We start from the raw sequence: 27,000 nt of genomic DNA on the forward strand, positions 1-27,000 counted from the left end.
GAGGAGGCTTGCCCCCTCCCTCATTGGATCACATCAGTAGACATCCCGGCGGTAGCGGCCTTGTTCGATCAAGCGCTCCACCGCTTCACTTCCCAGTATGTCGACCAGCGCCTGATCCACCCCGGCCGCCATCCCCTGCAAACTTCCGCACACGTAAATCGCTGCGCCATCGGCCAGCCATTTGCGCAGCACATCGGCCGATTCGCGCAGGCGGTCCTGCACGTAAATCTTCTCTTCCTGATCGCGGGAGAATGCCAGGTCCAGCAACGCCAAATCACCGCTGGCCAGCCAGCCTTGAAGTTCGTCCTGGCACAGGTAGTCGTGGGCGATATTGCGTTCGCCGAACAGCAGCCAGTTGCGCTGCTGGCCATCGGCAATCCGCGCCTTGAGCAAGCTGCGCAAGCCCGCCAGACCGGTGCCATTGCCCAGCAGGATCAGCGGCACTGGGACGTCCGGCAGGTGGAAGCCACTGTTACGCCGCAGGCGCAGGCTGATGCCCGTGCCGAGGGCTGCGTGTTCGGTGAGCCAGCCGGAACCCAGGCCCAGGCTGCCGTCGGGGTGGCGTTCCTGGCGCACGATCAACTCCAGCACGCCGTCGCTGGCAATCGAGGCGATGGAGTATTCGCGCATGCCCAAGGGCGCCAATGCGTTCACCAGCGCCTGGGCATGCATGCCCACCAGATGCGCACGGTTTCCCGGCAGTTGGCGCGTGGCCAGGGCTTGAGCGAGTGGAGTGGCCAAACCGTCGATCAACACGCCATCGGTGCCGGTCAGGCCAAGCCCACTCAGGAAGTGCTCAATGGCCCATGGGCAGTTGCGGGGCAGCACTTCTACCAAATCGCCGGCTTGCCAGCTTTGTGGCGAAGGCGGGGTGAGGCCGAGCAGGTAAACGTCCGAGCCCGTGCTGTTGCGGTTGAGCAGGCTGCGTTGGGTGAGTGTCCAGTGTTCGTACTGGGCCGTCGGCCAAGCAGCGGCCGGTGCCTGACCGGTTAACTGTCCGAGCTCTTGTTGCCAATGCAGCAGCGCGGCCGTGTCGCCGCTGTCCACTTCCACCGGGGCAAACAGCGGGTTGCCGCCCTGGTTGGTCAGCCAGAAATGCAGGCGCCGGGCAAAGCCGCAGAAGTGTTCGTACTGACGATCACCCAGCGCCAGCACCGAGTAATTCAGGCCCTTGAGGGACAGGTCCTGGCCGAGCACTGCGCGTTCAAAACCCCGGGCGCTGTCCGGGGCTTCGCCGTCGCCGAAGGTGCTGACCACAAACAGCGCATTTTCTGATTGGCGCAGGTCGTCCTGGCTCACACTGCCCAAGGACTGCACTTTCACTGGCAGACCAGCCGCCTGCAATTGTCCGGCGGTCTGCCAGGCCAGTTGCTCGGCAAACCCGCTCTGGCTGGCAAAGCCGATCAGCCAGGCCGGAGCGTCGCTGTGGTTGGCGCTGAGGCCGTTGCGGGCGTCGCGCACCTGGCGTTTTTTGCGGCGACGGTCCAGGTACAGCAACCAGCCAGTGATGAAGAACAGCGGCATCAGCAATGAGCTGACGGTAAGGATGATTCGCCCGGCCAGGCCGAAGTAACTGCCGGTGTGCAGCGCATAGATGCTGGTCAGCAACTGCGCCTTGAAGCTTTTGCTGGCGTACTGGTCATGGGATTTGACCTCGCCGGTCGCCGGGTCCAGGTTGATCTGGTTGAGGGCGCGGTCATGGGGCGAGTCTTTCAACAGGTAGTAGACGGTCGCCGGTTGCCCTGCAACGGCGGGCATGCGGATGTTATAGGCATTCAAACCCGGGCCGGCCTGGCTGTAGATGCTGCTCCACATCGCGTCATAGTTGGCGACCGGTGCCGGGCCTTCCGGCGGCGGGCCGCGCTTACGCATCCGCTCGGTTTGCGGCGCATCGGACAGCAGTTTGTTCAGGCCCTGGCTGTACCAGTCGTAGGACCAGGACAACCCGGTGAGCGCCGCGAGCAAGTAAGCCAGCAGACACCAGGTGCCGAATACCGAGTGCAGGTCCCAGTTGAAACTGCGGCCTTTTTTGCGCCAGTCCAAGGTCAGCCACACGCGCCAGTTTGCCACCTGGCGCGGCCAGCGCAGGTACAGGCCGGACAGGCAGAAAAACACCAGGATCAGCGTGCAGGCACCCGTGATATTTCGCCCGGTTTCACCCATGGCGAGAAAGCGGTGCAGTTGCAGGATAAAACCGAAGAAGTCCTGGCCAACCGCGTCGCCCATGTAGTCGCCGGTGTAGGGATCGAAGTAGCGCAGTTGGCCACGTCGCTCACCCGGCGGTGGGGTAAAGAACACGCGCGCGGCGTTGCCACTTTCGCTTTCCACGAACAGCATGGACACGGTCTTGCCTTCGGTGGCTTCCAGTTTGCGCACCAGTTCGGCAGGCGGAAGCACGCCGGCTTCGCGTTTTTCTACGCTCAGTACGTGGGGGTTGAGAGCCCGCAGTAGTTCATCCTGGAACGAGACCGCAGCCCCGGTGATCCCCATCAAGGCCAGCACCAGTCCGGCAGTGATGCCGAAGAACCAGTGCAACTGGAACAGGGTTTTCTTCAACACGTCTGACCGCCTCGTCTATCTGGGTATGTAGGGCACGGCGCGCATTATGCCGTGGCCTGTCGAGAAACATTCTGTTTAACACGCAAAAGCCCCACGCATCCGATGCGTGGGGCTTTTTGCTATGTGGAGCGGTGTTTAGAAGTGGAAGCTGGTGGACACCAGCGCCGTGCGCCCAGCCGCCTGGTTGGCGAAGTGCGAGGCGTAGGCCTTGTCGTAATAAGTCTTGTCCGTGAGGTTTTGCACGTTCAACTGCAGGTCGACGTTTTTGGTCAGCTTGTAGCTGGCCATGGCGTCGTAGCGAGTGTAGGACGGCACGTACACGGTGTTGGCCGCATCGCCATAAACCTGGTCGACGTAGAACGCGCCACCGCCGACGGTCAGCTTCGGCGTTACGTCGTACGTGGTCCACAGGCTGAAGGCGTTCTTCGGGGTGTTGGGCATTTGGTTGCCTTTGTTGGAACCGGCCTGGACCACGCCCTGGCGGTTACCGTTTTTGCCTGGGTCAACCAGTTCGGCTTTCAGGTAGCTGTAGCCGGCGAACACTTGCCATTGATCGGTGATCTTGCCGCTGGCCGACAGTTCCAGGCCATCGACTCGCGACTCGCCCGCGGTTTCGTAGGTGTTGGAATCCACCAGGATGCGGGTGTTTTTCTTCTCGGTGCGGAACACCGCTGCAGCCAGGGACAGGCGGTTGTGGAACAGGTCCCACTTGGTGCCCAGCTCGTAGTTGACGGTTTCTTCGGGTTTCAGGTCGCTGGTGTTGATACCGGTTGGGATCGCGTTGTTGTCGACGCCTTCACCCACCAGGCCGCCGGCCGGCGATGCCGATGTGGCGTAGGAGGTGTAGATGCTGCCGTTGTCCAACGGCTTCCAGACCAGGCCGGCCTGCCAGTTGAAGAACTGGCTGTCGTCCTTGACCTTGCTGCGTGCCTTGACCGTCGAGGAGGGGACGGCATTGGTGTTGGCTTCGGTGTCGAAGGTGTCGTAGCGCAGGCCGACGTTCAGCAACCATTTCGGGTCCAGCTCAATGGTGTCGAATACGTAGGCGGCGCGGCTGGTGGCCTTGGTGTTGGTGCCGTTGTAGTTGCGCGCGATGCTGCCGGTCCAGGCGTCATCCGGGTTCGGGTTGCTCAGCGAGGTGCACTGACCGCCCAGGCTGCCGGCGGCCACGGTACAGGTCGGGTTGGTGTTCGGGCTGACGGTGTAACCGCTGACGCGGGTTTCTTCGCCGGTGAATTCCAGACCGGTGGAGTAACTGTGCTTGAAGCCCAGGGCCTGGAAGTTGCCGAACAGGTCGGTCTGGTTGGTGGTGGTCGTGGTGGTCGACACGCGGGTGTTGGCGCGGCGCCAAACGGTACCGAAACGGTTGACGTTGCGCTGGCTGTCGTCGGGCTGGGTAAGGACGTAGTCCTGGCCGGTGCTGCCATGGCGCAGGGTGTTTTTCAGCGTCATGTCGTCGTTCAGGTCGTGCTCAATGGAGATTGTGCTGATGTCGGCGCGGGTCTTTCGGAAGTCACGATCCTTGAGGCCGTAGAAGTTATTGCTGTCGCCGCCGTCGGTGGGCTTGTCATGGCCGTGGGTGGTGGCGGTCGACGAGCTATAGCCGTAGGGAATGCCCGAATCCGGCAGGTCGTTGCTTTCCATGTGGTAGTAGCTGAGGTTGACGCGGGTCGGGGTGCCCAGGCCAAAGGTCAGCGACGGGGCCACGCCCCAACGGTCGTAATTCACGGCGTCACGGCCGGCCACGTTCTGCTCATGGGTCATCAGGTTCAGGCGGAACGCGGCGCTGTCGTCGAGGAACTGGCGGTTTACATCGAGCACGTAGCGACGGGTCTGGTCGGAACCGTAGGTGAAACCGCCGTTGGTGAAGTCCCGGGCTTGCGGGGTTTTGCTCACCAGATTGAGGCTGCCACCGGCCGAGCCACGACCGCCGAAAGAGGAGTTCGGGCCTTTGCTGACTTCAATGGACTCGATGTCGAAAATCTCACGGCTCTGGCCGCCGGTGTCGCGAACACCGTCCAGGTAGGTGTCACCCTGGGCATCGAAGCCGCGGATGAATGGCCGGTCACCTTGAGGGTTGCCGCCTTCGCCGGCGCCGAAGGTAATGCCCGGTACGGTGCGCAAGGCATCCTGCAACGAGGTAGCGGCGGTGTCCTTGAGTACTTGTTGCGGCACGACGGTGACGGAACGTGGCGTGTCCACCAGAGGCGCAGTGTATTTCTGCGAAGAGGCTTTCTCGACCTGGTAGGAGGTTGCGTCCTGTTCTTCCCCGGTGATGCTGGTGGCGCCCAGGGAGATGCTGTTGCGCTGGCCTTTTTGTTCTGTGTCTTCGGCCGCTTGCGCCATATGGGCGACAGAACTGGCACCGAGGGCGACGCCGATGGCCGAGGCCAGCAAACGCGGTGAACTGGCAGTTGTTTTTAGCGTAGTGCGCGACATGACGTGTCCTTTCCCCAAGGATGTGAGGCCGCGGAATATAGGGTGAACAAGTATTCATATCAATTGCGATACATTGCTAATTGCGCTGAATTTACATTCTTTACACTTTTTGCTTACGGTTTTTACGGACTCGTCCGTCATGGCGTTTTACAGGGCGGATAAGAATCAATACCATTGGCGCCTCTCTGCCTACAGGTATTGCCCCATGCTGCTGCACATTCCCGGCCTGTTCTCTCGCGAGGAAGTGCAGCGCATCCGCCAAGCCCTGGAAAGTGCCGATTGGGCCGACGGAAAAATTACCGCTGGGCATCAGTCCGCCAAAGCCAAACACAATCTGCAATTGCCCGAAGGCCACCCGCTGGCCAAGGAAATCGGCGCGGCGATGCTCGAACGTTTGTGGCAAAACCCTCTGTTCATGTCAGCGGCGTTACCACACAAGGTGTTCCCTCCGTTGCTGAACTGCTACACCGCCGGTGGCAGTTTCGACTTCCATATCGACAACGCCGTGCGTCAGCCTAAAGGCAGTCACGAGCGGGTGCGCACCGACCTTTCATCCACGCTGTTTTTCAGCGACCCGGATGAATACGACGGCGGCGAACTGGAGATCCAGGACACTTTCGGTCTGCAACGGGTCAAGTTGCCCGCCGGCGACATGGTGCTGTACCCCGGCTCCAGCCTTCACAAAGTCAACGCCGTAACCCGTGGGGCGCGCTATGCCTCGTTCTTCTGGACGCAAAGCCTGGTGCGCGAAGACAGCCAGCGCACGTTGCTGTTCGAGATGGACGGCGCGATCCAGCAACTGACCCGCGACGTGCCCGATCATCCCGTGCTGATTCAGCTCACCGGCACCTATCACAACCTGCTGCGTCGCTGGGTAGAGGTCTGAGCATGGGCTTCCTATTGCGCCGCGAAGAGGTGCTCAACGTCGAACAACTGCAAGGCATGCTCGACGACTCACCGGTACGAGCCGCCCAGGCGATTCTGATCGCAGCGAAGGAAGGTGTGGTGGATGCCCAGGCCTTGCTCGGGCAAATCCTGCTGGAGGGACGCGGCATTGCACGCGATGAAGCGCTGGCATTGCGCTGGTTCCGCATCGCGGCTCAGAGCGGGCATTTGATGGCCCGTAATATGGCCGGGCGTTGCCTTGAGCATGGCTGGGGCTGTGCCGTCGATGAAGCGGCGGCGGTGCGGGAGTACCGCTTGGCGGCGCAGGCCGGATTGGATTGGGGGCAGTACAACTACGCCAACTTACTGGCGACCGGCCGTGGTGTTGCTGAAGATCAGCAGCAAGCACTGATGTGTTATCGCCAGGCGGCGGAGCAGGGGCACGCCAAGTCGATGAACCTGCTGGGGCGCTACCTGGAAGAAGGCCAGTTTTGCCCGAAGGACCTGGATGCAGCCGTTGAGTGGTACCGCCGCTCAGCCGAAGGCGGGGATGTTCGCGGGCAGTTCAGTTATGCGGCGGTGTTGGCCGACAGAGGCCAGATCGAGGCGGCGCTGGAGTGGCTGCGCAAGGCGTTGGCGGGCGGTAATCTGAAGTTCCTGCGCACGGCGCACAAGGCTCTGGCAGCGGCGAATGATCCGCGTATTCGTGCGATGGCGCAGGCCTATCAACAGCGGGCTGCGATCCTTTCATAGTGCACAAAAGCTTTTAACAGTCCGTGGCATAGAAACTGACATTACTTCGCTGGCGAAAAGGATTTACACATCGTCATCATTGCCTCACACGAGCCTGCTTATACGTTAAGCGGGCTTTTTCATTGGTGTGTCTCGTGTGTATAAAAAAGCGCATTGCCTAATGGCGGTGTGTAATATACACACTGAAGGGTGAGGCGATGAGAAGTCGAGAGGTGATTGAGCTGCTGGTTGCGGATGGTTGGTTTGAGGTGGCAGTAAAGGGCAGTCATCACCAGTTCAAACACCCGGTGAAGCGAGGGCGAGTGACCGTTCCTCATCCCAAGTCGGAAATTGCAAAGGGCACTTTGCACAGTATTTTCAAGTCAGCAGGTCTCAAGTGATGGCCCCGATTGATGAGTTGAATGAGTTCTGTGAGGCTCGTTCAAAGGAGGAACAATGAAGTTTCCCGTGGTAGTACATAAAGATGCTGACTCGGACTACAGCGTGACGGTCCCCGACGTACCAGGATGTTTTTCGGCTGGTGGGTCGTTTTCCGAAGCGCTGGATAATGTCCGTGAGGCACTCGCACTGCATCTGGAAGGGCTGGTTGCAGACCAGGAAACACTTCCCCATGCGCAGGAGGTTGATGCCCATTGGGATAACCCGGATTTTGCCGGTGGCGTATGGGCGATAGTCGACTTTGATCTCACCCCTTATCTGGGGAGATCGGTGCGGTTCAATGCTTCTTTGCCGGAACAGTTGTTGCAGCGCATTGATGAGCGAGTGCAAAAGGATCACCGCTATGCGTCGCGGTCAGGGTTTCTGGCGACGGCGGCGTTGCGTGAGTTATCTGCGTGACGCAACGGGTGATGACAAATCACAGGCATAAAAAACCCATGACACGTCATGGGTTTTTTATTGGCCGGCTACTTACACGTAGAACGACTTCAGCGGCGGAAAGCCATTGAACTCAACTGCGCTGTAGCTGGTGGTGTAGGCACCGGTCGACAACCAGTACAAACGATCACCGATGGCCAGGTTCAGCGGCAGGCCGTACTTGTAGTTTTCGTACATGATGTCGGCGCTGTCACAGGTTGGGCCGGCGATGACCACTTCTTCCATCTCGCCTTTCTTCTCGGTCCAGATCGGGAACTTGATGGCTTCGTCCATGGTTTCGATCAGGCCGGAGAACTTGCCCACATCCGTGTACACCCAACGCTCGACGGCGGTACGGGACTTACGTGCAACCAACACCACTTCGCTGACCAGGATACCGGCGTTGGCGATCAACGAACGGCCTGGCTCCAGGATGATTTCCGGCAGGTCGTCGCCGAAGTCTTCCTTGAGGAAGCGGATGATTTCTTCAGCGTAGGTTTCCAGGCTGTTGGTGCGGGTGATGTAGTTGGCCGGGAAGCCACCGCCCATGTTGATCAGCTTGAGGTGGATGTTGTCTTCTTCTTTCAGGCGTTCGAAGATCACTTTGACCTTGGCGATTGCCGCGTCCCACACGCTGATGTCGCGCTGCTGGGAGCCTACGTGGAACGAGATACCGTACGGCACCAGGCCCAGGTCACGGGCGAGGATCAGCAGGTCCATGGCCATGTCGGTCTGGCAGCCGAACTTGCGCGACAGAGGCCAGTCAGCGGTGGTCGAGCCTTCGGTGAGGATGCGCACATACACTTTCGAACCCGGCGCGGCCTTGGCGATATTGCGCAGGTCGGCTTCGGAGTCGGTGGAGAACAGGCGCACGCCCTTCTCGTAGAAGTAGCGGATGTCCTTGGATTTCTTGATGGTGTTGCCGTAGCTGATACGGTCGGCGCTGACGCCACGGTCCATGACCTTGTCCAGCTCATAGATCGAGGCGATGTCGAAGCTCGAACCCTTGTCTTTCAACAGGTCGATGATCTCGACGGCAGGGTTGGCCTTGACCGCGTAATACACCTTGGCGAATTCGAAGCCGGCGCGCAGGTCATCGTAGGCCTGGCTGATCATCGCGGTGTCGATGACCACGAACGGGGTTTCTTGCTTGTCGGCGAACGCCTTCATTTTGTCAAAAGTGGCGCGCGCGAAATAATCTTCGACGTTGATCGACATGCTGGGAACTCCTAAGGGCAAACTAAAATTAGCAATGGGTGCAAATGAACGTCCTCCGTATCCCCACTTTGGTTCGCCTACTTCCCAAGGCATGTCGCCGAAAGCAAAAAGGCCATGGGATCAACTGCGTCCCTTGGCCTTGCTGTCTCGTCGTCAGTACTTGAGCCGGATGGATCGTTTCCAGCATGGACGTTCGGCGCGAACTTTAGGGCGTGAGGGGCTTGAGATCAACTAAAAATGTCGCGTTTTTGCACGCGTTCGTCGCGCGATGGCGTGCAGCTACTTATGTAACCGACAGGTGTGACGGATTGATGTTCCCCAAAAGGGGAAAATTGAAGGGGATTCAGCGCTTTCGTGGCGAAGGAGTAAGTGCCTTCGCCACGAAGGCTATCAGCGTGGGCGAGTCAGCCAACAAACCGTTAGAACGGAATCAGGCTGAAGCTGTGGGTCTTCCTAATGTTCGGGTATTGAGCCGTGGAAACGGTAAATGAAACGTTTGTAGTGCTCTGTACATTCCTTACCGTCAGCGTACCGTTCAATGGCCCCGGGCCTGATGCGAAGCTGGCCCCTGATGTGCTTGTACTCCAGGTTGTGGTGACGTTTGGAATCGCGGTGCCGCGTTCGTCCACGAGCTGGGCAGCGATCGTCAATTTGAAGTCTTCGCCTCGTTTGACACGCTGTGGATCAGCGATTCCACCGATGATCATTTCCGCTGGGGCCCGGGTTTTTTCCCCGGAGATTGGAGTGGCCGATTCTTTCGTACTCATAGGGAGCCTCGTAGGTTCAAGACGTTAGGTGCAAGAGCGTTTCGATGTGTCGAGGCGCATTGGAACCTATTCCTGAATCCTTGGAACCTGTGAGTTCTGACAGTCTTTAAGGCTTAGTTAGAATGAGATTTGCGCGGCTTATCGCGTCCTGACTCGGCTCATGCACTGCCGGGTTTGTGGAAAACTCGAACAGTGATGGGCCGTTTCAGCGTGAATGGGTCTAACTGTGCATCAGCTCAAGGCTGTCTCAGCCGGCGAAACGATACTGGTTTTGCCCCCACGGGACTTACCGGAACTCAGGTACTCGGCAATCGACTCCTGGGTCACTTCACCCAGGAACACCCGCTCGGCATCCATCACCGGCAGCCACGAACGGTTGAACTCGTACATACGCGACAACAGGATGCGCAAGTGCTCGTCATACGCCGCCGTGGCGTTGAATTCGCGCAGGTACTGGCCACAAGTGCCGGTCTGACGGTGCAGGTCGCGACGTCGTACATAGCCCAGCGCTTTGTTCTCGGCGCAGGTGACGACCACATAGCGGCGGTCCGTTTCGTCCATCAGCTCCAGGGCATCGGCCACCGGGGTTTCCGGGCTCACCGACGGGGCGTTGTCCGCCGCGTCTTCGGCCTTCACCAGCAGCAGGCGCTTGAGGGTGCTGTCCTGGCCCACAAAGTTGCTGACGAACTCATCGGCCGGGTGCGCCAGCAGCGTATCCGGATGGTCGATCTGCAGCAGCTTGCCGGCGCGGAAGATGGCGATCTTGTCACCCAGTTTGATGGCTTCGTCGATGTCGTGGCTGACCATGATCACGGTCTTGTTCAGCGCGCGTTGCATCTCGAAGAACTCGTTCTGGATCATCTCGCGGTTGATCGGGTCGACCGCGCCGAACGGCTCATCCATCAGCAGCAACGGGGCATCGGCCGCCAGTGCGCGAATCACGCCGATGCGCTGTTGCTGGCCGCCCGACAGCTCACGCGGGTAGCGATGCAGATACTGCTTAGGCTCCAGCTTGATCATGCTCATCAACTCGCGGGCGCGGTCGTGGCATTTTTGCTTGTCCCAGCCGAGCAGCTTGGGCACGACCACGATGTTTTCCTCGATGGTCATGTTCGGGAACAGGCCGATCTGCTGGATCACATAGCCGATGTTGCGACGCAGGGTCACTTCGTCGAGGTCGGTGGTGTCTTCGCCGTTGATCAAGATCTTGCCCGAGGTGGGCTTGATCAGGCGGTTGATCATTTTGAGCGTTGTGCTCTTACCGCAGCCCGAAGGGCCGAGGAATACGCAAATCTCGCCTTCGTTGACGGTCAGGCTTACGTCGTTCACGGCCGAAACAGTTTTGCCGTTGCTTTGAAAAGTCTTGGTCAGGTTTTGAAGTTCGATCATTTGAGCAGTCCTTTTGGAGTCAGCGAGCGTTGCAGCCATTGCAGAAGCAGGTCGGCGAAGATGGCCAGGAGACTGACCAGCACGGCGCCAACGATCAGCATCGACATGTCGCTGCGGCTGATGGAAGCCAGAATAAGTACACCCAGGCCACCGGCGCCGATGGCGGCGGCGATGGTCATGACGCCAATGTTCATCACCACGGCGGTGCGCACACCGGCGAGGATCACCGGCACGGCGATGGGCAGTTCGACCATGCGCAGGCGCTGGCCGAAGGTCATGCCGATGCCTTTGGCGGCCTCGCGAATGCCCGGTTCGACGCCGGTCAGCGCCAAGTAGGTGTTACGCATGATCGGCAACAGGGAGTAGAGGAACACGGCGGTGATCGCCGGCATCGGCCCCAGGCCCTGGCCAAACTTGGAGTAGAACGGCAGCAGCAGGCCGAACAACGCGATGGACGGTACGGTCAGCAGCACCGTGGCGCTGGCTTGCAGTGGGCCAGCCAAGGTCGGGAAGCGCGTCATCAGCACGCCCAGGGGCACACCCACGACAATTGCCAGAATTACCGCGATGCCGACCAGGGTGATGTGCTGCCAGGTCAGGTGCAGGACTTGGGCCCAATCAAGATGGGAAAAGGCGTTCAGGAATTCCATGTCTTCTCCTTCTTAGTTGATGGGATGTTGGCGCAGGAAATCGGCGGCAACAGCGGATGGGCTTTCATGGTCGACGTCGACCCGCGCATTCAGCTGGCGCATGGTTTCGTCGTCGAACAGAGTGGCCAGCGGCTTGAGCTCGGCAGCCAGTTGCGGGTGCTTGTCGAGGTATTCCTGACGCACCACCGGCGCGGCGGTGTAGTCCGGGAAGTAGTGCATGTCATCAGCCAGCAGCTTGAGCTTGAAGGCGTTCAGGCGACCGTCGGTGGTGTAGACCAAACCGGCAAACACCTGGCCATTACGCAAGGCGGTGTAGACCAGGCCGGCGTCCATCTGCCGCGTGTTCTTGCGGGTCAGGTTCATGTCATACAGCTTGACCATGCCGGCCAAGCCGTCGGAGCGGTTGGCGAACTCGGTGTCCAGGGCCACCAGGCGGTGTTCCTTGGTGTCTTGCGCCATGGCTTTGGTGAGGTCGCTGATGCTGTTGATCTCAGGACGCTCTTCAGCCACTTTCTCTGGCAATGCCAGGGCGTAGGTGTTGCTGAAGCGCGATGGCGAGAGCCAGACCAGGCCTTTTTTCGCGTCGAGTTCTTTGACCCGAGCGTAGGACTGTTCGCTGTTGAGCTTCTCGTCGATGTGGTTGTAGGCCACCAGCGACACGCCGGTGTATTCCCAGATCAGATCCAGTTGCCCGCTTTCCTGGGCACTGCGCGCCAGGTTGCTGCCCAGGCCGCCGGTCACGCGGGTGTCGTAACCCTTGGTGCGCAGGTACTGGGAAGTGATTTCGGCCAGCAGGGTCTGTTCGGTGAACACCCGTGCGCCGATGCGGATCACCGGTTTTTCAGCGGCTTGCGCAATACCTGCCAACAGCAGGGCGCAGCTCAATATCAAGGTCAGTTTTTTCATGTGAATTCCTTTGCAAAGCCTTAAGACGGACGCAACCCGCGTTCCAGCCAGAGGCGGCTGGCCATGGTCACCAGACCGTCAAGCAGCAAGGCCAGCAACGCGGTGCACGCGGCGCCGAGCAGCAATTGCGGCTGATTGTTCAGGGCGATGCCGGGGAAGATCAGACTGCCGAGGCTGTTTGCACCAATCAGGAACGCGAGCGGCGCAGTACCCACATTGATCGCCAGGGCCACGCGCACGCCGCCGATGATGATCGGCACGGCGTTGGGCAATTCCACACGAAACAGCACCTGGCGAGGCGTCATGCCGATGCCGGTGGCCGCTTCTTTCAGTGAGCCTTGAACGTTTTTCAGGCCTTCGTAGGTGTTGCGCACGATGGGCAGGAGGGACGCGAGAAACAACGCGAAGATGGCCGGACCACTGCCGATGCCGAGGACGCCGAGGGCGATGGCCAGTACGGCCAGGGGAGGGACGGTGTTACCGATGTTGAAGATCTGCATGAAGCGTTCTGCGCGCCCGACCATGTTCGGTCGGCTGAGCAGGATACCGGCGGGGATGCCCACAATCAGGGCCGCCAGCATGGACACTAGAACAAGGATCAAATGAGCTTGCAGGTAAAACAACAAATCGTCGCGGTACAGTTCGATCGTGTTGATGCCGATCCAGTGGACCAGCAGGGCCAGGAGAGCGACGACAACCACTCCTCCTATCAGCCCTTTGCCATAGCGAATAGCCACAGGCGGACTCCTTTTTTCTTTTGTCGGCGAACACATTTCCGAGCGGCAATGCCATTCCTGGCTGTCGGCGAATGTGGTCGCGAAAAGCAGCTCGTCCATACCGGCAACGCGGTATCAATCCGAGCCATGAGCGCAGCCTCGTCAGGCTAACTTGCTGATTTATCAGCCCCTGTTCCGAGTGCGGTAGCAGGGGAGTGGACGTCTCTACCTTTTAAAAGGTTCCATACTTGGCAGCATTTAGCCACCCCTAATCGGGTGAACGGTGGTCCGGCCCCCGGGGTTTGCGCTATACTCGCCGCCCTTTTTTGACTCACCTGCCAGGCGATTTCCCATGACCCACCAGGCCGCCGAAGTCGCGAAACGCCGCACTTTCGCTATTATTTCCCACCCCGATGCCGGTAAAACCACCATCACCGAGAAGCTCCTGCTGATGGGCAAGGCGATCGCTGTGGCCGGCACGGTGAAATCCCGCAAATCCGACCGCCATGCGACATCCGACTGGATGGAGATGGAGAAACAACGGGGTATTTCCATTACCACGTCGGTCATGCAATTCCCTTATCGCGACCACATGGTCAACCTGCTCGACACCCCGGGCCACGAAGACTTCTCCGAAGACACTTACCGCACCCTGACTGCGGTGGACTCGGCCTTGATGGTCCTCGACGGCGGTAAGGGCGTTGAGCCACGGACCATCGCGTTGATGGACGTATGCCGCCTGCGCGATACACCTATCGTCAGCTTCATCAACAAACTCGACCGCGATATCCGCGACCCGATCGAGCTGTTGGATGAAATCGAAGCAGTCCTGAAGATCAAGGCCGCGCCGATCACCTGGCCGATTGGTTGCTACCGCGACTTCAAGGGCGTGTACCACCTGGCCGACGACTACATCATTGTCTACACCGCCGGCCACGGTCATGAACGTACCGATGTGAAAATCATCGAGAAGCTCGACTCCGACGAGGCCCGCGCCCACCTGGGTGACGAGTACGACCGTTTTGTCGACCAGTTGGAACTGGTGCAGGGCGCCTGCCATGAGTTCAATCAGCAGGAATTCCTCGACGGCCAACTGACTCCGGTGTTCTTCGGTACTGCGTTGGGTAACTTCGGTGTCGACCATGTACTCGACGCCGTCGTGGACTGGGCGCCGAAGCCTTTGGCCCGTGTCGCCAACGAGCGCACGGTTGAGCCGGTCGAAGAAAAATTCACCGGTTTCGTGTTCAAGATCCAGGCGAACATGGACCCGAAACACCGCGACCGTATCGCCTTCATGCGCATCTGCTCCGGCAAATACGAAAAAGGCATGAAGATGCGCCACGTGCGCACCGGCAAGGACGTACGCATCGGCGACGCCCTGACGTTCTTCTCCTCCGAGCGTGAACAACTCGAAGAGGCTTACGCCGGCGACATCATCGGCCTGCACAACCACGGCACCATCCAGATTGGCGACACCTTCACCGAAGGCGAAGCGCTGGGCTTCACCGGTATCCCGCACTTCGCCCCGGAACTGTTCCGCCGCGTACGCCTGCGTGACCCGCTGAAATCCAAGCAACTGCGCCAAGGCCTGCAGCAACTGGCGGAAGAGGGCGCCACCCAGGTGTTCTTCCCCGAGCGCAGCAACGACATCATCCTCGGGGCCGTCGGTGTGCTGCAGTTCGATGTGGTCGCCAGCCGCTTGAAAGAGGAATACAAGGTCGAATGCTCCTACGAGCCAATTACCGTGTACTCCGCGCGCTGGATCGATTGCAGCGATAAGAAGAAGTTGGAAGAGTTCTCCAACAAGGCTGTGGAAAACCTGGCGGTCGACGGCGGTGGTCACCTGACCTACCTGGCGCCGACACGGGTCAACCTGGCGCTGATGGAAGAGCGTTGGCCGGATGTGAAATTCCGGGCTACTCGCGAGCACCATTAAGGTCTGAGCGGTAAGGAGAAGGGCGATGCTGTGACGGCTTCGCCCTTTTTCTTGGGCGTTGCAAAACAAAATGTGGGAGGGGGCTTGCCCCCGATAGCAGTGTGTCAGCCAGTACATTCGGGGCTGACACTACGCTATCGGGGGCAAGCCCCCTCCCACATTTTTGCTTTCAACAGGCATGGGATTGGCGAGAAGCCTGCATCGGGTCTAGCGTTTACCCACCGACTGTAAAGGAGACCACCGTGCGAAATGTTCAACGCGCTATCCCCCTGGTGTTGCTGGCCGCTCTGGGGCTGACGGCCTTTCCGGCACTGGCGGGCGCAGGAGCGCCGCAGTGGAAGGACACCGGCCCTGTCACCAAGAAGAAGCAAAACGAGGTCAACTCCGGCAGTTGGCAGCCGCAAGTTCAGCCTGCGCCAAAGGAGGATGCGGAAAACCCTTACAACGAAGGCGAAGACAGCGAAACCTACGACGACGGCGACACCTGAGCCCTGGCGCAAACACCGTATCGCGGCTAGCGTCAACGCTGGCGGGGCTGAACAGCTGCCGCGCGGGATTCACCTACTGACTGGACGGAATCAACCATGAGTATTTTTCAACGCGTAGTGTTGTTGATAAAGGTGCTGGTGCTGTTGTCGTTGGGGATGTCGACGGCCTGGGCGCATAACCCGGCGCAGGGCGGTGTGGCGCTGTCGGCGGTGCACAGTGCGCAGGATCTGCAACTGGCCAAGTCCGAGGCTGAACCGGGTGATCAAGACCAAGGCGGCAGCAAGGATGATGATGACTCCACCACCGACGATCCGGACAGCGATGACCCGGACGATGAAGGCGACAGCCAGACATAAAAAACCCCTCCTGCCAGGCTGATGCGCAACCTGGCGGGAAGGGCTGTAGAACTCAAGCAAGGCTCTGGAGTGAAACCCCAGGGCCTTTTTTGTGGGGATCAGGCCACGAACTGCTCGGCATAGTGGCAAGCCACCTGCCGGTTATCCAAGGCGCGCAATTGCGGCTCCTCGCTGCTGCACCGCGCCGTCGCGTACGGGCAGCGCTTGTGGAAAGCGCATCCTGACGGCGGGTTCAGTGGATTGGGCAACTCGCCGACGATTTTGATCTTCGGTTTGTTCGGATCCGGATGAATGGTAGGGGTGGCCGACAACAGCGCCTGGGTGTACGGGTGCAAAGGGCGCGCGTAGATGTCCTCTTTAGGGCCCACCTCCACTGGACGGCCGAGGTACATCACCATCACGTCATCCGCGACGTGCTGCACCACCGCCAGGTTGTGGGAAATGAACACGTAGGCCGTGTTGAATTCCTGCTGCAAATCCATGAACAGGTTGAGTACCTGCGCCTGGATCGACACGTCCAGTGCCGAGGTCGGTTCATCCGCCACCAGCACTTTCGGTTGCAGCATCATGGCGCGGGCCAGGGCGATGCGCTGGCGCTGACCACCGGAGAACATGTGCGGGTAGCGCTGATAATGCTCAGGGCGCAGGCCCACTTGCTTCATCATCGCCTGCACTTTTTCGCGGCGTTCGGCGGCGGACAGATTGGTGTTGATCAACAGCGGCTCGCCGAGTTGATCGCCGACCTTCTGGCGCGGGTTCAACGAGGCGTACGGGCTCTGGAACACCATCTGCACGTCTTTGCGCAATTGCTTGCGCTGGGCCTTGTCGGCGCCGGCCACTTCCTGACCGGCGATTTTCAAGGAGCCGGACGACGGTTCTTCAATCAGCGTCAGTGCACGGGCCAGGGTAGATTTGCCGCAACCCGACTCGCCTACAACCGCGAGGGTCTTGCCGGCTTCCAGTTCGAACGACACACCATTGAGGGCGCGCACGGTGGCGTGGCCCTTGAACAGGCCACGGGACACTTCGTAGTGACGGGTCAGGTCGCGGGCGGTAAGAACGACGGCCATTACGCCACCTCCTGGTTCAAGGGGTAGAAGCAGCGTGCAAGGCTGTTGGATTTAGGGTCGAGGCCCGGGCGTGTCTGACGGCAGCTGTCCTGCACATACGGGCAACGCGGCGACAGCAGGCAACCCTGCGGGCGGTCATAGCGGCCGGGCACGATACCCGGCAGCGTGGCCAGGCGCGTAGCTCCGAGGCTGTGTTCAGGGATCGCCTTGAGCAGCGCTTCGCTGTACGGGTGTGCCGGAATGTCGAACAGTTGCGGCACTTGGCCGACTTCCACGGCTTGGCCGGCGTACATCACGCACACGCGCTGGGCGGTTTCCGCCACGACGGCGAGGTCGTGGGTGATCAGCACCAGGCCCATGTTCTGCTCTTTCTGCAGGGCCAGCAGCAGGTCCATGATCTGCGCTTGAATGGTCACGTCCAACGCGGTGGTCGGCTCATCCGCAATCAACAGTTTCGGTTCGCCGGCAATGGCCATGGCGATTGCCACACGTTGGCTCATGCCGCCGGACAGTTGGTGCGGGTAGGCGTCCATACGGCTGGCGGCGCCTGGGATTTCGACCTTTTCCAACAGCTCGATGGCACGCTTGCGCGCTTGCTTGCCGGACATTTTCAGGTGCAGGCGCAGCACTTCCTCAATCTGGAAACCCACGGTGTAGCTCGGGTTCAGCGCAGTCATCGGGTCCTGGAACACCATCGCCAGGTCTTTGCCGACGATCTGGCGGCGCTGGCGGTTGCTCAGCTTGAGCATGTCCTTGCCGTCAAAGTTCAGGGCGTCGGCGGTAACGATGCCGGGATGCTCGATCAGTCCCATCAGCGCCATCATGGTCACGGATTTACCCGAGCCCGATTCGCCAACGATCGCCAGGACTTCGCCTTTGTCGACCGAAATGTCGAGGCCATCGACCACTGGCACGGCGGTCTTGTCGCCGAATCGTACGTTGAGATTCTTGATTTCTAACAGTGACATGGGAATCTCCTCAGGCGGCGTTCTTGAGTTTCGGGTCCAGCGCGTCGCGCAGTCCGTCACCCATCAAGTTGATTGCCAGCACGCTGAGCAAAATGGTCAAACCAGGCAAGCTCACCACCCACCAGGCGCGTTCGATGTAGTCACGGGCCGAAGCCAGCATGGTGCCCCACTCAGGGGTTGGCGGTTGAACGCCCAAACCGAGGAAGCCCAACGCGGCAGCGTCGAGAATCGCCGAAGAGAAACTCAGGGTCGCCTGCACGATCAGCGGTGCCATGCAGTTAGGCAGCACGGTGATGAACATCAGGCGTGGCAGGCCGGCACCGGCGAGGCGCGCGGCGGTCACGTAGTCACGGTTCAACTCGCCCATCACCGCTGCGCGGGTCAGACGCACATAGGACGGCAGCGAGACGATAGCGATGGCGATCACGGTGTTGATCAGGCCAGGGCCGAGGATTGCGACAATGGCAACCGCCAGCAGCAGCGACGGCAGGGCCAGCATGATGTCCATCAAACGCATGATGGTCGGGCCGAGCAGGCGCGGGAAAAAGCCGGCGAACAGCCCCAGCAGGATGCCCGGAATCAGCGACATCACCACCGACGACAAACCGATCAGCAGCGACAGGCGCGAACCTTGGATCAGGCGCGAGAGCAAGTCACGGCCCAGCTCGTCGGTGCCGAGCAGGAACTGGATCTGCCCGCCTTCCAGCCACGACGGCGGGGTGAGCAGGAAGTCACGGTATTGCTCACTCGGGTTGTGGGGTGCAACCCACGGCGCGAAGATCGCGCAAAACACGATCAACAACATGAAGAACAGGCCGGCAACCGCGCCTTTGTTCTTGGAAAAGGCTTGCCAGAATTCTTTGTACGGGGACGGGTACAGCAGGCTTTGATCGACTGCTGACACGGGAGTAGGTGTGGTCATGGTCATGATCTCAGCGCTGGTGACGGATGCGTGGGTTGGCGAAGCCGTAGAGGATATCCACCACGAAGTTCACCAGGATCACCAGACAGGCGATCAGCAGGATGCCGTTTTGCACCACCGGGTAGTCCCGCGCGCCGATGGCTTCGATCAGCCATTTGCCGATGCCGGGCCACGAGAAGATGGTTTCGGTCAGTACCGCACCGGCCAGCAGGGTGCCGACTTGCAGGCCGACCACGGTCAGTACCGGGATCAGCGCGTTACGAAGGCCGTGGACAAATACCACGCGTGCCGGCGACAGGCCTTTGGCCTTGGCGGTACGGATGTAGTCTTCACGCAGCACTTCGAGCATGGATGAACGGGTCATCCGTGCGATCACTGCCAACGGAATGGTGCCGAGCACGATGGCCGGCAGGATCAGGTGGTGCAGCGCGTCCCAGAACGCGTCCGGCTCGTCAGCCAGCAGGGTGTCGATCAGCATGAAGCCGGTACGCGGCTCGATGTCGTAGAGCAGGTCGATACGCCCGGAAACCGGGGTCCAGCCCAGGCTCACCGAGAAGAACATGATCAGGATCAGGCCCCACCAGAAGATCGGCATCGAATAGCCCGCGAGGGAGATGCCCATCACCCCGTGGTCGAACAGGGATCCTCGCTTGAGTGCCGCGATCACCCCGGCCAACAGGCCCAGGATACCGGCGAACAACAGGGCGGCCATGGACAGTTCCAGGGTCGCCGGGAAAAGGGCGGTGAATTCGGTCCACACGCTGGTACGGGTACGCAGCGATTCGCCAAGGTCGCCTTGGGCGAGTTTGCCGACATAGTCCAAATATTGCGCATACAGCGGCTTGTTAAGGCCAAGGCGCTCCATTGCCTGTGCGTGCATCTCGGGGTCGACTCGTCGTTCGCCCATCATGACTTCGACGGGGTCGCCGGGGATCATGCGAATCAACGCAAACGTCAGCAACGTGATGCCGAAAAACGTGGGGATCAATAACCCCAGTCGGCGGGCAATAAAACTAAACATCTTGGTGTGTACCTCAATCAGCCGGTTAGGCAGGTTCGGCACCGTCCTGGTGGACGGCGCCGAGCGTTTCTCTTATTTACTTCACCTGGGTGGTGGCGAAGTTATTTGTACCTAGAGGGCTTTGGGTAAAGCCTTCTACGTTTTTACGCATGGCGGTGAACAGTTTCGGGTAAGCCATGGGAAGCCATGGTTGGTCCTTTTCGAAAACGTCCTGTGCTTGTTCATAGAGCGCAGCCCGAGCCGCGGGTTCATCAATTGCGCGGGCTTTGTCGATCAGGGCTTGAAACTCTTTGTTACACCAGCGGGCGTAGTTTTCGCCGTTTTTAGCGGCATCGCAACTCAGGTTGGGCGTGAGGAAGTTGTCCGGGTCGCCGTTATCGCCTACCCAGCCAGCCGAGACCATGTCGTGCTCGCCGTTTTTAGCGCGCTTGAGCATCTCGCCCCATTCCATGACTTTGATATTCACCTTCAAGCCAACCTGCGCCAGATCCGCCTGCATGCGCTGGGCGCCGAGCATCGGGTTGGGGTTGGTTGGGCCGCCGCCGTTACGGGTAAACAGGGTGAACTCGGTGCCTTCCGGTACACCGGCTTCCTTGAGCAGGGCGCGGGCTTTGTCGAGGTCACGGGGCGGGTTTTTCAGGTTCGTATTGAAACCCAGCAAAGTCGGTGGATACGGGCCGGTGCCCACGACCGCATTGCCTTTGCCGAACAGGGCTTCGGTATAGCCTGCTTTGTCGAACGCGATATTGATCGCGTGGCGAACCCGTGCATCGCTCATGTACTTGTGAGTGGTGTTCATTGCGGTGTAACTGGTGGTCATCGCCGCCAGTTCATCGACCTTGAGGTTCGGGTCTTTCCTGATGCTTGGAATGTCATCGGGCTTGGGGAACAGCGCGATCTGACATTCGTTCGCTTTGAGCTTCTGCAGGCGTACGTTGTTGTCGGTAGTGACCGCGAGGATCAGCGGATCTGCTGCCGGCTTGCCACGGAAATACTCCGGGTTGGCCTTGAAGCGTACCTGGGCGTCCTTGGCGTAGCGCGTGAAGATGAACGGACCAGTACCGATCGGCTTGGCGTTCAGGTCGTCGGTCTTACCGGACTTGAGCAGTTGGTCGGCGTATTCGGCGGAGTGGATCGAAGAGAACGCCATACCCAGGTCGGCCAAAAACGGTGCTTCAGGACGAGTCAGGGTAAAGACGACGGTGTGATCGTCAGTCTTCTCTACGCTCTTGAGCAGTTCCTTGAAGCCCATGCTTTCAAAGTAGGGATAGCCCACGACGGACTTGTTGTGCCAAGGGTGATTCGGGTCCAGCTGGCGCTGGAAGCTCCACAGCACGTCATCAGCATTCAGGTTGCGCGTGGGTTTGAAGTAGTCGGTAGTGTGGAACTTGATGTCGTCACGCAGGTGGAACGTGTAGGTCAGGCCATCGGCGCTGATCTCTGGCAGGTCTTTGGCCAGTGCAGGCACCACTTCGGTGGTGCCTGGCTTGAAGTCGACCAGACGGTTGAACATGGTTTCAGCGGCGGCATCGGCGGTGACGGCGGTGGTGTACAGGACCGGGTCAAAACCTTCCGGGCTGGCTTCGGTGCAGACCACCAGGGGTTTGGCCGATACGCCGATAGCGACGCTTAACAGCGCTGCGGCAACGGCAGCTTGTAGCGGTAGCATTTTCATTCAGAGCCCTCTGCAATCGATGGGACCAGACAAGCGTAGACGGCGGGCTCGTCCTGAGCCCGCCGTTTACCTGGCGCTAATTAAAGAATGTTGAACGGGATGGTGGTAACCAGACGGAATTCGTTCAGGTTGCCGTCAGACTGTTGTTCACTGGCACGGTGCGCTACGTAGGTGGCGCGAATGGTGGTGGCTTTGAGCGGGCCACTTTGCAGGGCGTAAGACGCGCCAACACCGTATTCATAGTGGTGTTCGCCATCCTGAGCCTGGACACCGTCGTAGCCTTTGTTCTCTACACCGCGGTTGCCGGTGTAGTGCGTACCGTCGATGCCCCAGCCGCGAGCGGTGTAGATGTTGAACTTCAGGCCAGGCACGCCGTATTCGGCCATGTTGATACCGTAGGCAACCTGGAAGGACTTCTCGTTCGGGCCGTTGAAGTCCGACGTCAGGGAGTTGGCCAGGTAGATACCGTTGGTTTCGTGCAGGTAGTCGAAGTACTCGTTACCGTTCACTTGCTGGTACGAGAACGTCAGGCTGTGGGCCTGGTGGGTCAGGCCCAGGGACAGGGAGTAGGTATCGTTGTCGATATCCCCCATCAGCTTTTTGCCTTCATCGACGGTTTTGTAGTAGTTGAAGCCGGTGGTCAGGCCCAGTACCGAGCTGTCACCCAGCTCGTGGGTAGCGCCGAAGTAGTACTGGTTCCAGAAGTCCTTCACGTTGGCTGCGAAGAAGCTGGTTTTCAGGCTCTTGAGCGGCTGGTAGTTAGCGCCCAGGGTGTAAACCTTGTCAGTCTCGACGCCCGCTGCGCCCTTGCTGTTGTACTCACTGCGGAACTTCGACAGGCTCTGTTCGGTACGTGGCGAAACGCGATCGAACACGCCGCCCTGGAACGACAGGTTGCTGAATTCTTCGCTGTTGAAGCTCACACCTTCAAAGCTCGACGGCAGGGCACGGTTGCCGATGGTGTCGACGATGCCGCTGCTGAAGTTCTGGCGACCGGCGGTCAGCGTGGTGTTGGATACGCGGAACTTGACGTTGGCCAGGCCCAGTTTGCTCCACTGGTCCACCGCGTCACCGCGGTCGTGGGCCAGGGTGCGGTTGGAGCCGCCGCCGATGTCTTTTTGATCACGGATCAGAGCGATCACGTTGTAGGCCGCAACTTCGGTGCTGACCCCAACGGTGCCTTGGGTAAACCCCGAGGTGTAATTGAGGATGGTGCCTTGGTCCCAGTTGTAACGACGGGAAATGCTGGTCTTGGTCAGGTCGCCTTTATCCTTGAAATAGGTGATGCGGGTGTTGCGGTTGAATTTTTCGTTCGAGTACCAGTTACGCGTGGTGCCGCCCAGGCTTTGACCGTCAATAAAGCCTTTAGCCTCGCTTTGAGCGCTGGTGCCGGCCAACGTGGTAGGAACGAAGTCCTGGCTTTGGGTTTCAGCGTAGGCGGTTGCCGTGATGGTGCTGATGGCCAGGGCCAGAAGCGCTTTGCTGCTCAGTTTCATGGGTGAAGCTCCTTTGGTTCTCTTTTTTTATGCCGGTCTTTTTAGGTGAACCGACTATTGGTGTGTAACTCGTTCAGGCACTTGCAAACGTTTGCCGTAGGAAAAATCTCAATAAAAGGCTGCACGTTTGCCGGAGAGCTGACTTCGCTCTCCTGCAATCCGGTTATTTTCTTATGGGGTAATACTGACGCCCGAGAACACGTTGCGGCCGAAGGGGCTCACTTTGAACCCTTCGACTTTGGTGCTTAACGGCTGGTTGACCGTCGAGTGGGCGACAGGCGTGATCGGCACTTGCTGCTTGAGCAATTGCTGAGCCTGCTTGTAGAGAACAGTCCTTTGTTCGCGGTCGGTGACGACCTTGGCTTGCTTGATCAGCTTGTCGTACGCCGGGTCACACCACATGGAGTAGTTGTTCCCGCCGATAGCGTCGCAGCTGTAGAGAGTGCCCAGCCAGTTGTCCGGGTCACCGTTGTCGCCGGTCCAGCCGATCAGGCTGATATCGTGCTCACCGTTCTTGGTGCGCTTGATGTACTCGCCCCATTCGTAGCTGACGATCTTCACTTTCAGGCCGATCTTGGCCCAATCGCTTTGCAGCATTTCGGCCATCAGCTTGGCGTTGGGGTTGTACGGCCGTTGCACCGGCATCGCCCACAGGGTGATCTCGGTACCTTCCTTCACACCGGCAGCCTTGAGCAGTTCCTTGGCTTTTTCCGGGTTGTAGGCGGCGTCTTTGATGGTGTCGTCGTAAGACCATTGCGTCGGCGGCATGGCGTTGACCGCCAGTTGCCCCGCGCCTTGGTACACGGCATTCAGGATGCTCTGCTTATTCACCGCCATGTCCAGCGCCTGGCGCACTTCGAGTTGGTCGAATGGCTTGTGGCGCACGTTGTAGGCGATGTAGCCGAGGTTGAAGCCCGGTTTGGTCAGCAGTTGAAGCTTCGGGTCGGCCTTGAGCGCATCGACGTCAGCCGGACGCGGATGCAGGGTCACCTGGCATTCCCCGGCCTTGAGCTTCTGCACCCGCACCGAGGCGTCGGTGTTGATGGCGAAAATCAGTTGATCGAGCTGAACGCGACTCGGGTCCCAGTACTGTTTGTTGCCCGTGTAACGGATCTGCGAGTCTTTCTGATAGCGCTGGAACACGAACGGGCCAGTGCCGATCGGTTTTTGGTTGATGTCGCTGGGCTTGCCGCTCTTGAGCAACTGCTCGGCGTATTCGGCTGAGAGGATCGAAGCGAAGCTCATGGCGATGTTTTGTATGAACGCGGCGTCCACCGTGTTCAGGGTCATCACCACGGTGTTTGCGTCGGTTTTTTCGACCTTGGCAATGTTCTTGTTCAGGCTCATCCCGTTGAAGTACGGAAACTCGGTGGGGTAGGCCTTACGGAACGGGTGGTCGGGGTCCAGCATGCGGTTGAAGGTGAACAGCACGTCGTCGGCGTTGAAGTCGCGCGTCGGCTTGAACTCCTTGTTGCTGTGGAATTTCACCCCTTCACGCAAATGGAAGGTGTAGGTCAGACCGTCTTCGGAAATATCCCACTTGGTCGCCAGCCCAGGCTGTACGTTGGTTGCACCTTTTTCAAACTCAACCAGCCGGTTGTACAGCGGCTCGGCCGCGTCATTGTCGGTGGCGGTGGTGTATTGCGCGGTGTCAAAACCTGCCGGGCTGCCTTCCGAGCAGAACACCAGGCTCTTCTTGTCGGCGGCGTGGCCCATGGTGGCCATGGCCAGCAGGCTGGTGCCAAAAATGGCGGATAGAACGGTGGTATGGCGCATGACGATCCCGATCCTTGTTTGTAGTTGTCATCAGCGAGCAATCACCCAGGCGCAAAGCCAGGGAGACATCACTGATCCCACACACAGCAAGTGCCTTTCCCAAGTCGGAGCCTCTGCTGTCCTACGACGTTATGGGTCGCGGACTTCACAGTAAATGCGCCAAATTGGATTGACCCTGTAGGCAACGGAGTCCCGTTTCGCAGTTCTTTGCTGTAGGAAGCATCGGCTGCGAACGTGGTCAATTTCCTAAGGGCCAGGCGGATGTAATAACGGCGACGTTACGAAACGTCGCCGTCAATGATCCTTACTTGCCGCTGACGCTCACGCCGTAGAAGGAGTTCAAGCCAAACGGGCTGATCTTGAAGTCCTGCACGGTGTTGCGCATGGGTTGATACACCGTCGAGTGCGCGATAGGTGTCATCGGGACTGCATCTTTGAGGATATGTTGCGCCTGCTTATACAGCTCGGTGCGTTTGGCGACATCCGATGTGGCCTTGGCTTCTTTCACGACGCCGTCGAATTTCTTGTCGCACCACTTGGAGAAGTTGTTGCCGGACAGGGAATCGCAGCCAAACAGCACGTTCAGCCAGTTGTCCGGGTCACCATTGTCGCCGCTCCAGCCAATGATCATGGCCTGGTTCTCGCCGCCTTTGGAACGCTTGATGTACTCGCCCCACTCGTAGCTGGTGATCTTGACCTTCAGGCCGATCTTGGACCAGTCGTTCTGCAGCATTTCAGCCATCAGTTTGGCGTTCGGGTTGTACGGCCGCTGAACCGGCATGGCCCACAGCACGATTTCGGTACCTTCCTTGACGCCCGCTTCCTTGAGCAGCGCCTTGGCTTTCTCAGGGTTGTAGGCGGCGTCCTTGATGGTGGTGTCGTAGGACCATTGAGTCGGCGGCATGGCGTTGACAGCCAATTGGCCCGCGCCCTGGTAAACGGAGTCGATGATCTGCTGCTTGTTGACCGACATGTCCAGCGCCTGGCGTACGCGCAGGTCAGCCAGTGGGTTGGGCTGGTCGCTGCCCTTGACCTTGTCCATGACGTTGTAGGCGACATAACCCAGGTTGAAACCGGCCTGGTTCGGCAGTTTCAGGTCCTTGTCTTCGCCCAGCGCCTTGAGGTCGGCCGGACGCGGGAAGAGGGTGATCTGGCATTCGTTTTTCTTGAGCTTCTGGATACGTACCGACGGGTCGGTGGTGATAGCGAAGATCAGGTTGTCGATCTTCACGTCTTCAGGTTTCCAGTAGTCCTTGTTGCCGGTGTAACGAATGTTCGAGTCTTTCTGGTAGCTCTTGAACACGAACGGGCCAGTGCCGATTGGCTTCTGGTTGATGTCCTGAGGCGTACCGTTCTTCAGCAACTGGGCGGCATATTCGGCCGACTGGATCGACGCGAAGCTCATCGCCAGGTTTTGGATAAAAGCGGCGTCCACGGTGCCAAGGGTGAACTTGACGGTGTGGGCATCGACTTTCTCGATGTTCTTGATGTTGGTGTCCATACCCATGTCCGTGAAGTACGGGAACTCAGTGGGGTAGGCCTTACGGAATGGATCGTCTTTGTTGATCATTCGGTTGAAGGTGAACAGTACGTCGTCAGCCGAGAATTCACGAGTGGGCTTGAAGTACGGGGTGGTGTGGAACTTGACGCCTTCGCGCAGGTGGAAGGTGTACGTCAGGCCATCCGGGGATACGTCCCAGCTGGTGGCGAGACCAGGAACAACAGCGGTGCCGCCACGTTCGAACTGGCTCAGACGGTTGAACATGGTTTCGGCCGAAGCATCGAAGTCTGTTCCGGTGGTGTACTGGCCTGGATCGAAACCGGCCGGGCTCCCTTCGGAGCAGAACACCAGGTTAGTCGCCGCTTGGGCGAAAGGGGCTGCGGCCATAAGGCCAGCGCTAACAATTAACGGAATGACTGCGTGTTTAAGCATGTTGGCCTCATGATTTGTTGTCATTTTTGGTGGTGAGGGCGACCTCGTGAGTCGGCCTGCGGATACTTATGCAGGCGCCATACCCATTGCAAGATGCTGAACCGTTGCAGGCGGGAAAGAGTGGTACGAACGTACAGGAATGTCGCAATTATGAAAGTTTTGACATATTTGTATCTGTTTTGAGGGTTTTTTCGGTGCGCAGGGCGCACCAAAAAAGCCCA

23 protein-coding genes are annotated in these 27,000 nt (G+C 59.2%); 7 read left to right on the plus strand and 16 right to left on the minus strand.

Going from position 1 to position 27,000, the window contains the following annotated elements; genetic code table 11:
- Positions 1-33 precede the first annotated feature (33 nt).
- Entirely contained in the window at positions 34-2,559 is a 2,526-nt protein-coding gene (locus CKW32_RS00750) for a sulfite reductase flavoprotein subunit alpha (protein ID WP_095183811.1), read from the minus strand.
- A gap of 135 nt (positions 2,560-2,694) precedes the next feature.
- Positions 2,695-4,998, minus strand: a complete 2,304-nt coding sequence (locus tag CKW32_RS00755; RefSeq protein WP_095183812.1) for a TonB-dependent siderophore receptor — start codon at positions 4,996-4,998, stop codon at positions 2,695-2,697.
- Between the two features lie 205 nt (positions 4,999-5,203).
- Between CKW32_RS00755 and CKW32_RS00760 the strand changes: the two genes are divergently transcribed.
- The 4 genes from CKW32_RS00760 to CKW32_RS00775 all read left to right on the plus strand — a co-directional run bounded on the left by CKW32_RS00760 (position 5,204) and on the right by CKW32_RS00775 (position 7,473).
- Positions 5,204-5,884: a Fe2+-dependent dioxygenase gene (locus tag CKW32_RS00760; RefSeq protein ID WP_095183813.1), complete on the plus strand. Its 681-nt coding sequence runs from the start codon at positions 5,204-5,206 to the stop codon at positions 5,882-5,884.
- 2 nt (positions 5,885-5,886) lie between these two features.
- A complete protein-coding gene (locus tag CKW32_RS00765) occupies positions 5,887-6,636 on the plus strand; it encodes a tetratricopeptide repeat protein (protein ID WP_095183814.1) in 750 nt (249 codons plus the stop codon).
- A gap of 197 nt (positions 6,637-6,833) precedes the next feature.
- Positions 6,834-7,016 (plus strand): type II toxin-antitoxin system HicA family toxin, encoded by a 183-nt coding sequence (locus tag CKW32_RS00770; protein WP_095183815.1) that lies wholly within the window; start codon positions 6,834-6,836, stop codon positions 7,014-7,016.
- A gap of 55 nt (positions 7,017-7,071) precedes the next feature.
- Positions 7,072-7,473 (plus strand): type II toxin-antitoxin system HicB family antitoxin, encoded by a 402-nt coding sequence (locus CKW32_RS00775; RefSeq protein WP_095183816.1) that lies wholly within the window; start codon positions 7,072-7,074, stop codon positions 7,471-7,473.
- A gap of 72 nt (positions 7,474-7,545) precedes the next feature.
- Here the strand turns inward: CKW32_RS00775 and CKW32_RS00780 are convergent, their stop codons facing one another.
- From CKW32_RS00780 to CKW32_RS00805, 6 genes are all read right to left on the minus strand, one after another.
- Complete coding sequence (locus CKW32_RS00780) at positions 7,546-8,709, minus strand: type III PLP-dependent enzyme (RefSeq protein ID WP_032886216.1); 1,164 nt, start codon at positions 8,707-8,709, stop codon at positions 7,546-7,548.
- A gap of 419 nt (positions 8,710-9,128) precedes the next feature.
- Positions 9,129-9,476: a hypothetical protein gene (locus tag CKW32_RS00785; RefSeq protein WP_095183817.1), complete on the minus strand. Its 348-nt coding sequence runs from the start codon at positions 9,474-9,476 to the stop codon at positions 9,129-9,131.
- Between the two features lie 231 nt (positions 9,477-9,707).
- Entirely contained in the window at positions 9,708-10,865 is a 1,158-nt protein-coding gene (locus CKW32_RS00790; protein ID WP_032886218.1) for a betaine/proline/choline family ABC transporter ATP-binding protein, read from the minus strand.
- Complete coding sequence (locus tag CKW32_RS00795) at positions 10,862-11,515, minus strand: ABC transporter permease (protein ID WP_095183818.1); 654 nt, start codon at positions 11,513-11,515, stop codon at positions 10,862-10,864. Before CKW32_RS00795 ends, CKW32_RS00790 begins: the two co-directional genes overlap by 4 nt.
- 12 nt (positions 11,516-11,527) lie before the next feature.
- Entirely contained in the window at positions 11,528-12,421 is an 894-nt protein-coding gene (locus CKW32_RS00800; RefSeq protein WP_095183819.1) for a glycine betaine ABC transporter substrate-binding protein, read from the minus strand.
- Positions 12,422-12,441: 20 nt separating this feature from the next.
- Positions 12,442-13,158: an ABC transporter permease gene (locus CKW32_RS00805; protein WP_032886220.1), complete on the minus strand. Its 717-nt coding sequence runs from the start codon at positions 13,156-13,158 to the stop codon at positions 12,442-12,444.
- A gap of 331 nt (positions 13,159-13,489) precedes the next feature.
- Here CKW32_RS00805 and CKW32_RS00810 point away from each other — a divergent pair, with 331 nt between their 5' ends.
- The 3 genes from CKW32_RS00810 (at position 13,490) to CKW32_RS00820 (ending at position 15,918) form a co-directional block, all read left to right on the plus strand.
- Positions 13,490-15,073: a peptide chain release factor 3 gene (locus CKW32_RS00810; RefSeq protein WP_090409501.1), complete on the plus strand. Its 1,584-nt coding sequence runs from the start codon at positions 13,490-13,492 to the stop codon at positions 15,071-15,073.
- A gap of 242 nt (positions 15,074-15,315) precedes the next feature.
- Entirely contained in the window at positions 15,316-15,561 is a 246-nt protein-coding gene (locus CKW32_RS00815; RefSeq protein WP_095183820.1) for a hypothetical protein, read from the plus strand.
- Positions 15,562-15,657: 96 nt separating this feature from the next.
- On the plus strand, positions 15,658-15,918 hold the full coding sequence (locus CKW32_RS00820; protein WP_095183821.1) for a hypothetical protein: 261 nt from the start codon (positions 15,658-15,660) through the stop codon (positions 15,916-15,918).
- Between the two features lie 98 nt (positions 15,919-16,016).
- On the opposite strand, the gene CKW32_RS00825 is transcribed toward CKW32_RS00820, so the two are convergent.
- From CKW32_RS00825 to CKW32_RS00860, 8 genes are all read right to left on the minus strand, one after another.
- Positions 16,017-16,988 carry a peptide ABC transporter ATP-binding protein gene (locus tag CKW32_RS00825; protein WP_095183822.1) on the minus strand — a complete coding sequence of 324 codons (972 nt, stop codon included), beginning with the start codon at positions 16,986-16,988 and terminating at the stop codon, positions 16,017-16,019.
- Positions 16,988-17,956 carry an ABC transporter ATP-binding protein gene (locus tag CKW32_RS00830; RefSeq protein WP_095183823.1) on the minus strand — a complete coding sequence of 323 codons (969 nt, stop codon included), beginning with the start codon at positions 17,954-17,956 and terminating at the stop codon, positions 16,988-16,990. Before CKW32_RS00830 ends, CKW32_RS00825 begins: the two co-directional genes overlap by 1 nt.
- A gap of 10 nt (positions 17,957-17,966) precedes the next feature.
- Entirely contained in the window at positions 17,967-18,878 is a 912-nt protein-coding gene (locus CKW32_RS00835; RefSeq protein WP_032886481.1) for an ABC transporter permease subunit, read from the minus strand.
- A gap of 10 nt (positions 18,879-18,888) precedes the next feature.
- Positions 18,889-19,899, minus strand: coding sequence for an ABC transporter permease subunit (locus CKW32_RS00840; RefSeq protein ID WP_003171721.1), 1,011 nt, complete (start codon positions 19,897-19,899; stop codon positions 18,889-18,891).
- 76 nt (positions 19,900-19,975) lie between these two features.
- Positions 19,976-21,574, minus strand: a complete 1,599-nt coding sequence (locus CKW32_RS00845) for an ABC transporter substrate-binding protein (RefSeq protein WP_095183824.1) — start codon at positions 21,572-21,574, stop codon at positions 19,976-19,978.
- A gap of 80 nt (positions 21,575-21,654) precedes the next feature.
- Positions 21,655-23,070, minus strand: coding sequence for an OprD family outer membrane porin (locus CKW32_RS00850; protein ID WP_032886229.1), 1,416 nt, complete (start codon positions 23,068-23,070; stop codon positions 21,655-21,657).
- A gap of 171 nt (positions 23,071-23,241) precedes the next feature.
- Positions 23,242-24,795 carry an ABC transporter substrate-binding protein gene (locus tag CKW32_RS00855; protein ID WP_371260713.1) on the minus strand — a complete coding sequence of 518 codons (1,554 nt, stop codon included), beginning with the start codon at positions 24,793-24,795 and terminating at the stop codon, positions 23,242-23,244.
- 355 nt (positions 24,796-25,150) lie between these two features.
- A complete protein-coding gene (locus tag CKW32_RS00860) occupies positions 25,151-26,779 on the minus strand; it encodes an ABC transporter substrate-binding protein (RefSeq protein WP_032886231.1) in 1,629 nt (542 codons plus the stop codon).
- Positions 26,780-27,000: the final 221 nt, after the last annotated feature.

Origin of the sequence: Pseudomonas sp. Irchel 3H9 (genome assembly GCF_900187495.1) — a bacterium.
GTDB lineage: Bacteria > Pseudomonadota > Gammaproteobacteria > Pseudomonadales > Pseudomonadaceae > Aquipseudomonas > Aquipseudomonas sivasensis.

Coding starts and splice junctions, on each gene's coding strand:
- CKW32_RS00835 (WP_032886481.1), bottom strand. CDS start 18,878: ATGACCACACCTACTCCCGTGTCAGCAGTCGATCAAAGCCTGCTGTAC.
- CKW32_RS00810 (WP_090409501.1), top strand. CDS start 13,490: ATGACCCACCAGGCCGCCGAAGTCGCGAAACGCCGCACTTTCGCTATT.
- CKW32_RS00850 (WP_032886229.1), bottom strand. CDS start 23,070: ATGAAACTGAGCAGCAAAGCGCTTCTGGCCCTGGCCATCAGCACCATC.
- CKW32_RS00760 (WP_095183813.1), top strand. CDS start 5,204: ATGCTGCTGCACATTCCCGGCCTGTTCTCTCGCGAGGAAGTGCAGCGC.
- CKW32_RS00825 (WP_095183822.1), bottom strand. CDS start 16,988: ATGGCCGTCGTTCTTACCGCCCGCGACCTGACCCGTCACTACGAAGTG.
- CKW32_RS00795 (WP_095183818.1), bottom strand. CDS start 11,515: ATGGAATTCCTGAACGCCTTTTCCCATCTTGATTGGGCCCAAGTCCTG.
- CKW32_RS00855 (WP_371260713.1), bottom strand. CDS start 24,795: ATGGCCACCATGGGCCACGCCGCCGACAAGAAGAGCCTGGTGTTCTGC.
- CKW32_RS00755 (WP_095183812.1), bottom strand. CDS start 4,998: ATGTCGCGCACTACGCTAAAAACAACTGCCAGTTCACCGCGTTTGCTG.
- CKW32_RS00830 (WP_095183823.1), bottom strand. CDS start 17,956: ATGTCACTGTTAGAAATCAAGAATCTCAACGTACGATTCGGCGACAAG.
- CKW32_RS00770 (WP_095183815.1), top strand. CDS start 6,834: ATGAGAAGTCGAGAGGTGATTGAGCTGCTGGTTGCGGATGGTTGGTTT.
- CKW32_RS00775 (WP_095183816.1), top strand. CDS start 7,072: ATGAAGTTTCCCGTGGTAGTACATAAAGATGCTGACTCGGACTACAGC.
- CKW32_RS00790 (WP_032886218.1), bottom strand. CDS start 10,865: ATGATCGAACTTCAAAACCTGACCAAGACTTTTCAAAGCAACGGCAAA.
- CKW32_RS00780 (WP_032886216.1), bottom strand. CDS start 8,709: ATGTCGATCAACGTCGAAGATTATTTCGCGCGCGCCACTTTTGACAAA.
- CKW32_RS00765 (WP_095183814.1), top strand. CDS start 5,887: ATGGGCTTCCTATTGCGCCGCGAAGAGGTGCTCAACGTCGAACAACTG.
- CKW32_RS00840 (WP_003171721.1), bottom strand. CDS start 19,899: ATGTTTAGTTTTATTGCCCGCCGACTGGGGTTATTGATCCCCACGTTT.
- CKW32_RS00860 (WP_032886231.1), bottom strand. CDS start 26,779: ATGCTTAAACACGCAGTCATTCCGTTAATTGTTAGCGCTGGCCTTATG.
- CKW32_RS00820 (WP_095183821.1), top strand. CDS start 15,658: ATGAGTATTTTTCAACGCGTAGTGTTGTTGATAAAGGTGCTGGTGCTG.
- CKW32_RS00800 (WP_095183819.1), bottom strand. CDS start 12,421: ATGAAAAAACTGACCTTGATATTGAGCTGCGCCCTGCTGTTGGCAGGT.
- CKW32_RS00845 (WP_095183824.1), bottom strand. CDS start 21,574: ATGAAAATGCTACCGCTACAAGCTGCCGTTGCCGCAGCGCTGTTAAGC.
- CKW32_RS00785 (WP_095183817.1), bottom strand. CDS start 9,476: ATGAGTACGAAAGAATCGGCCACTCCAATCTCCGGGGAAAAAACCCGG.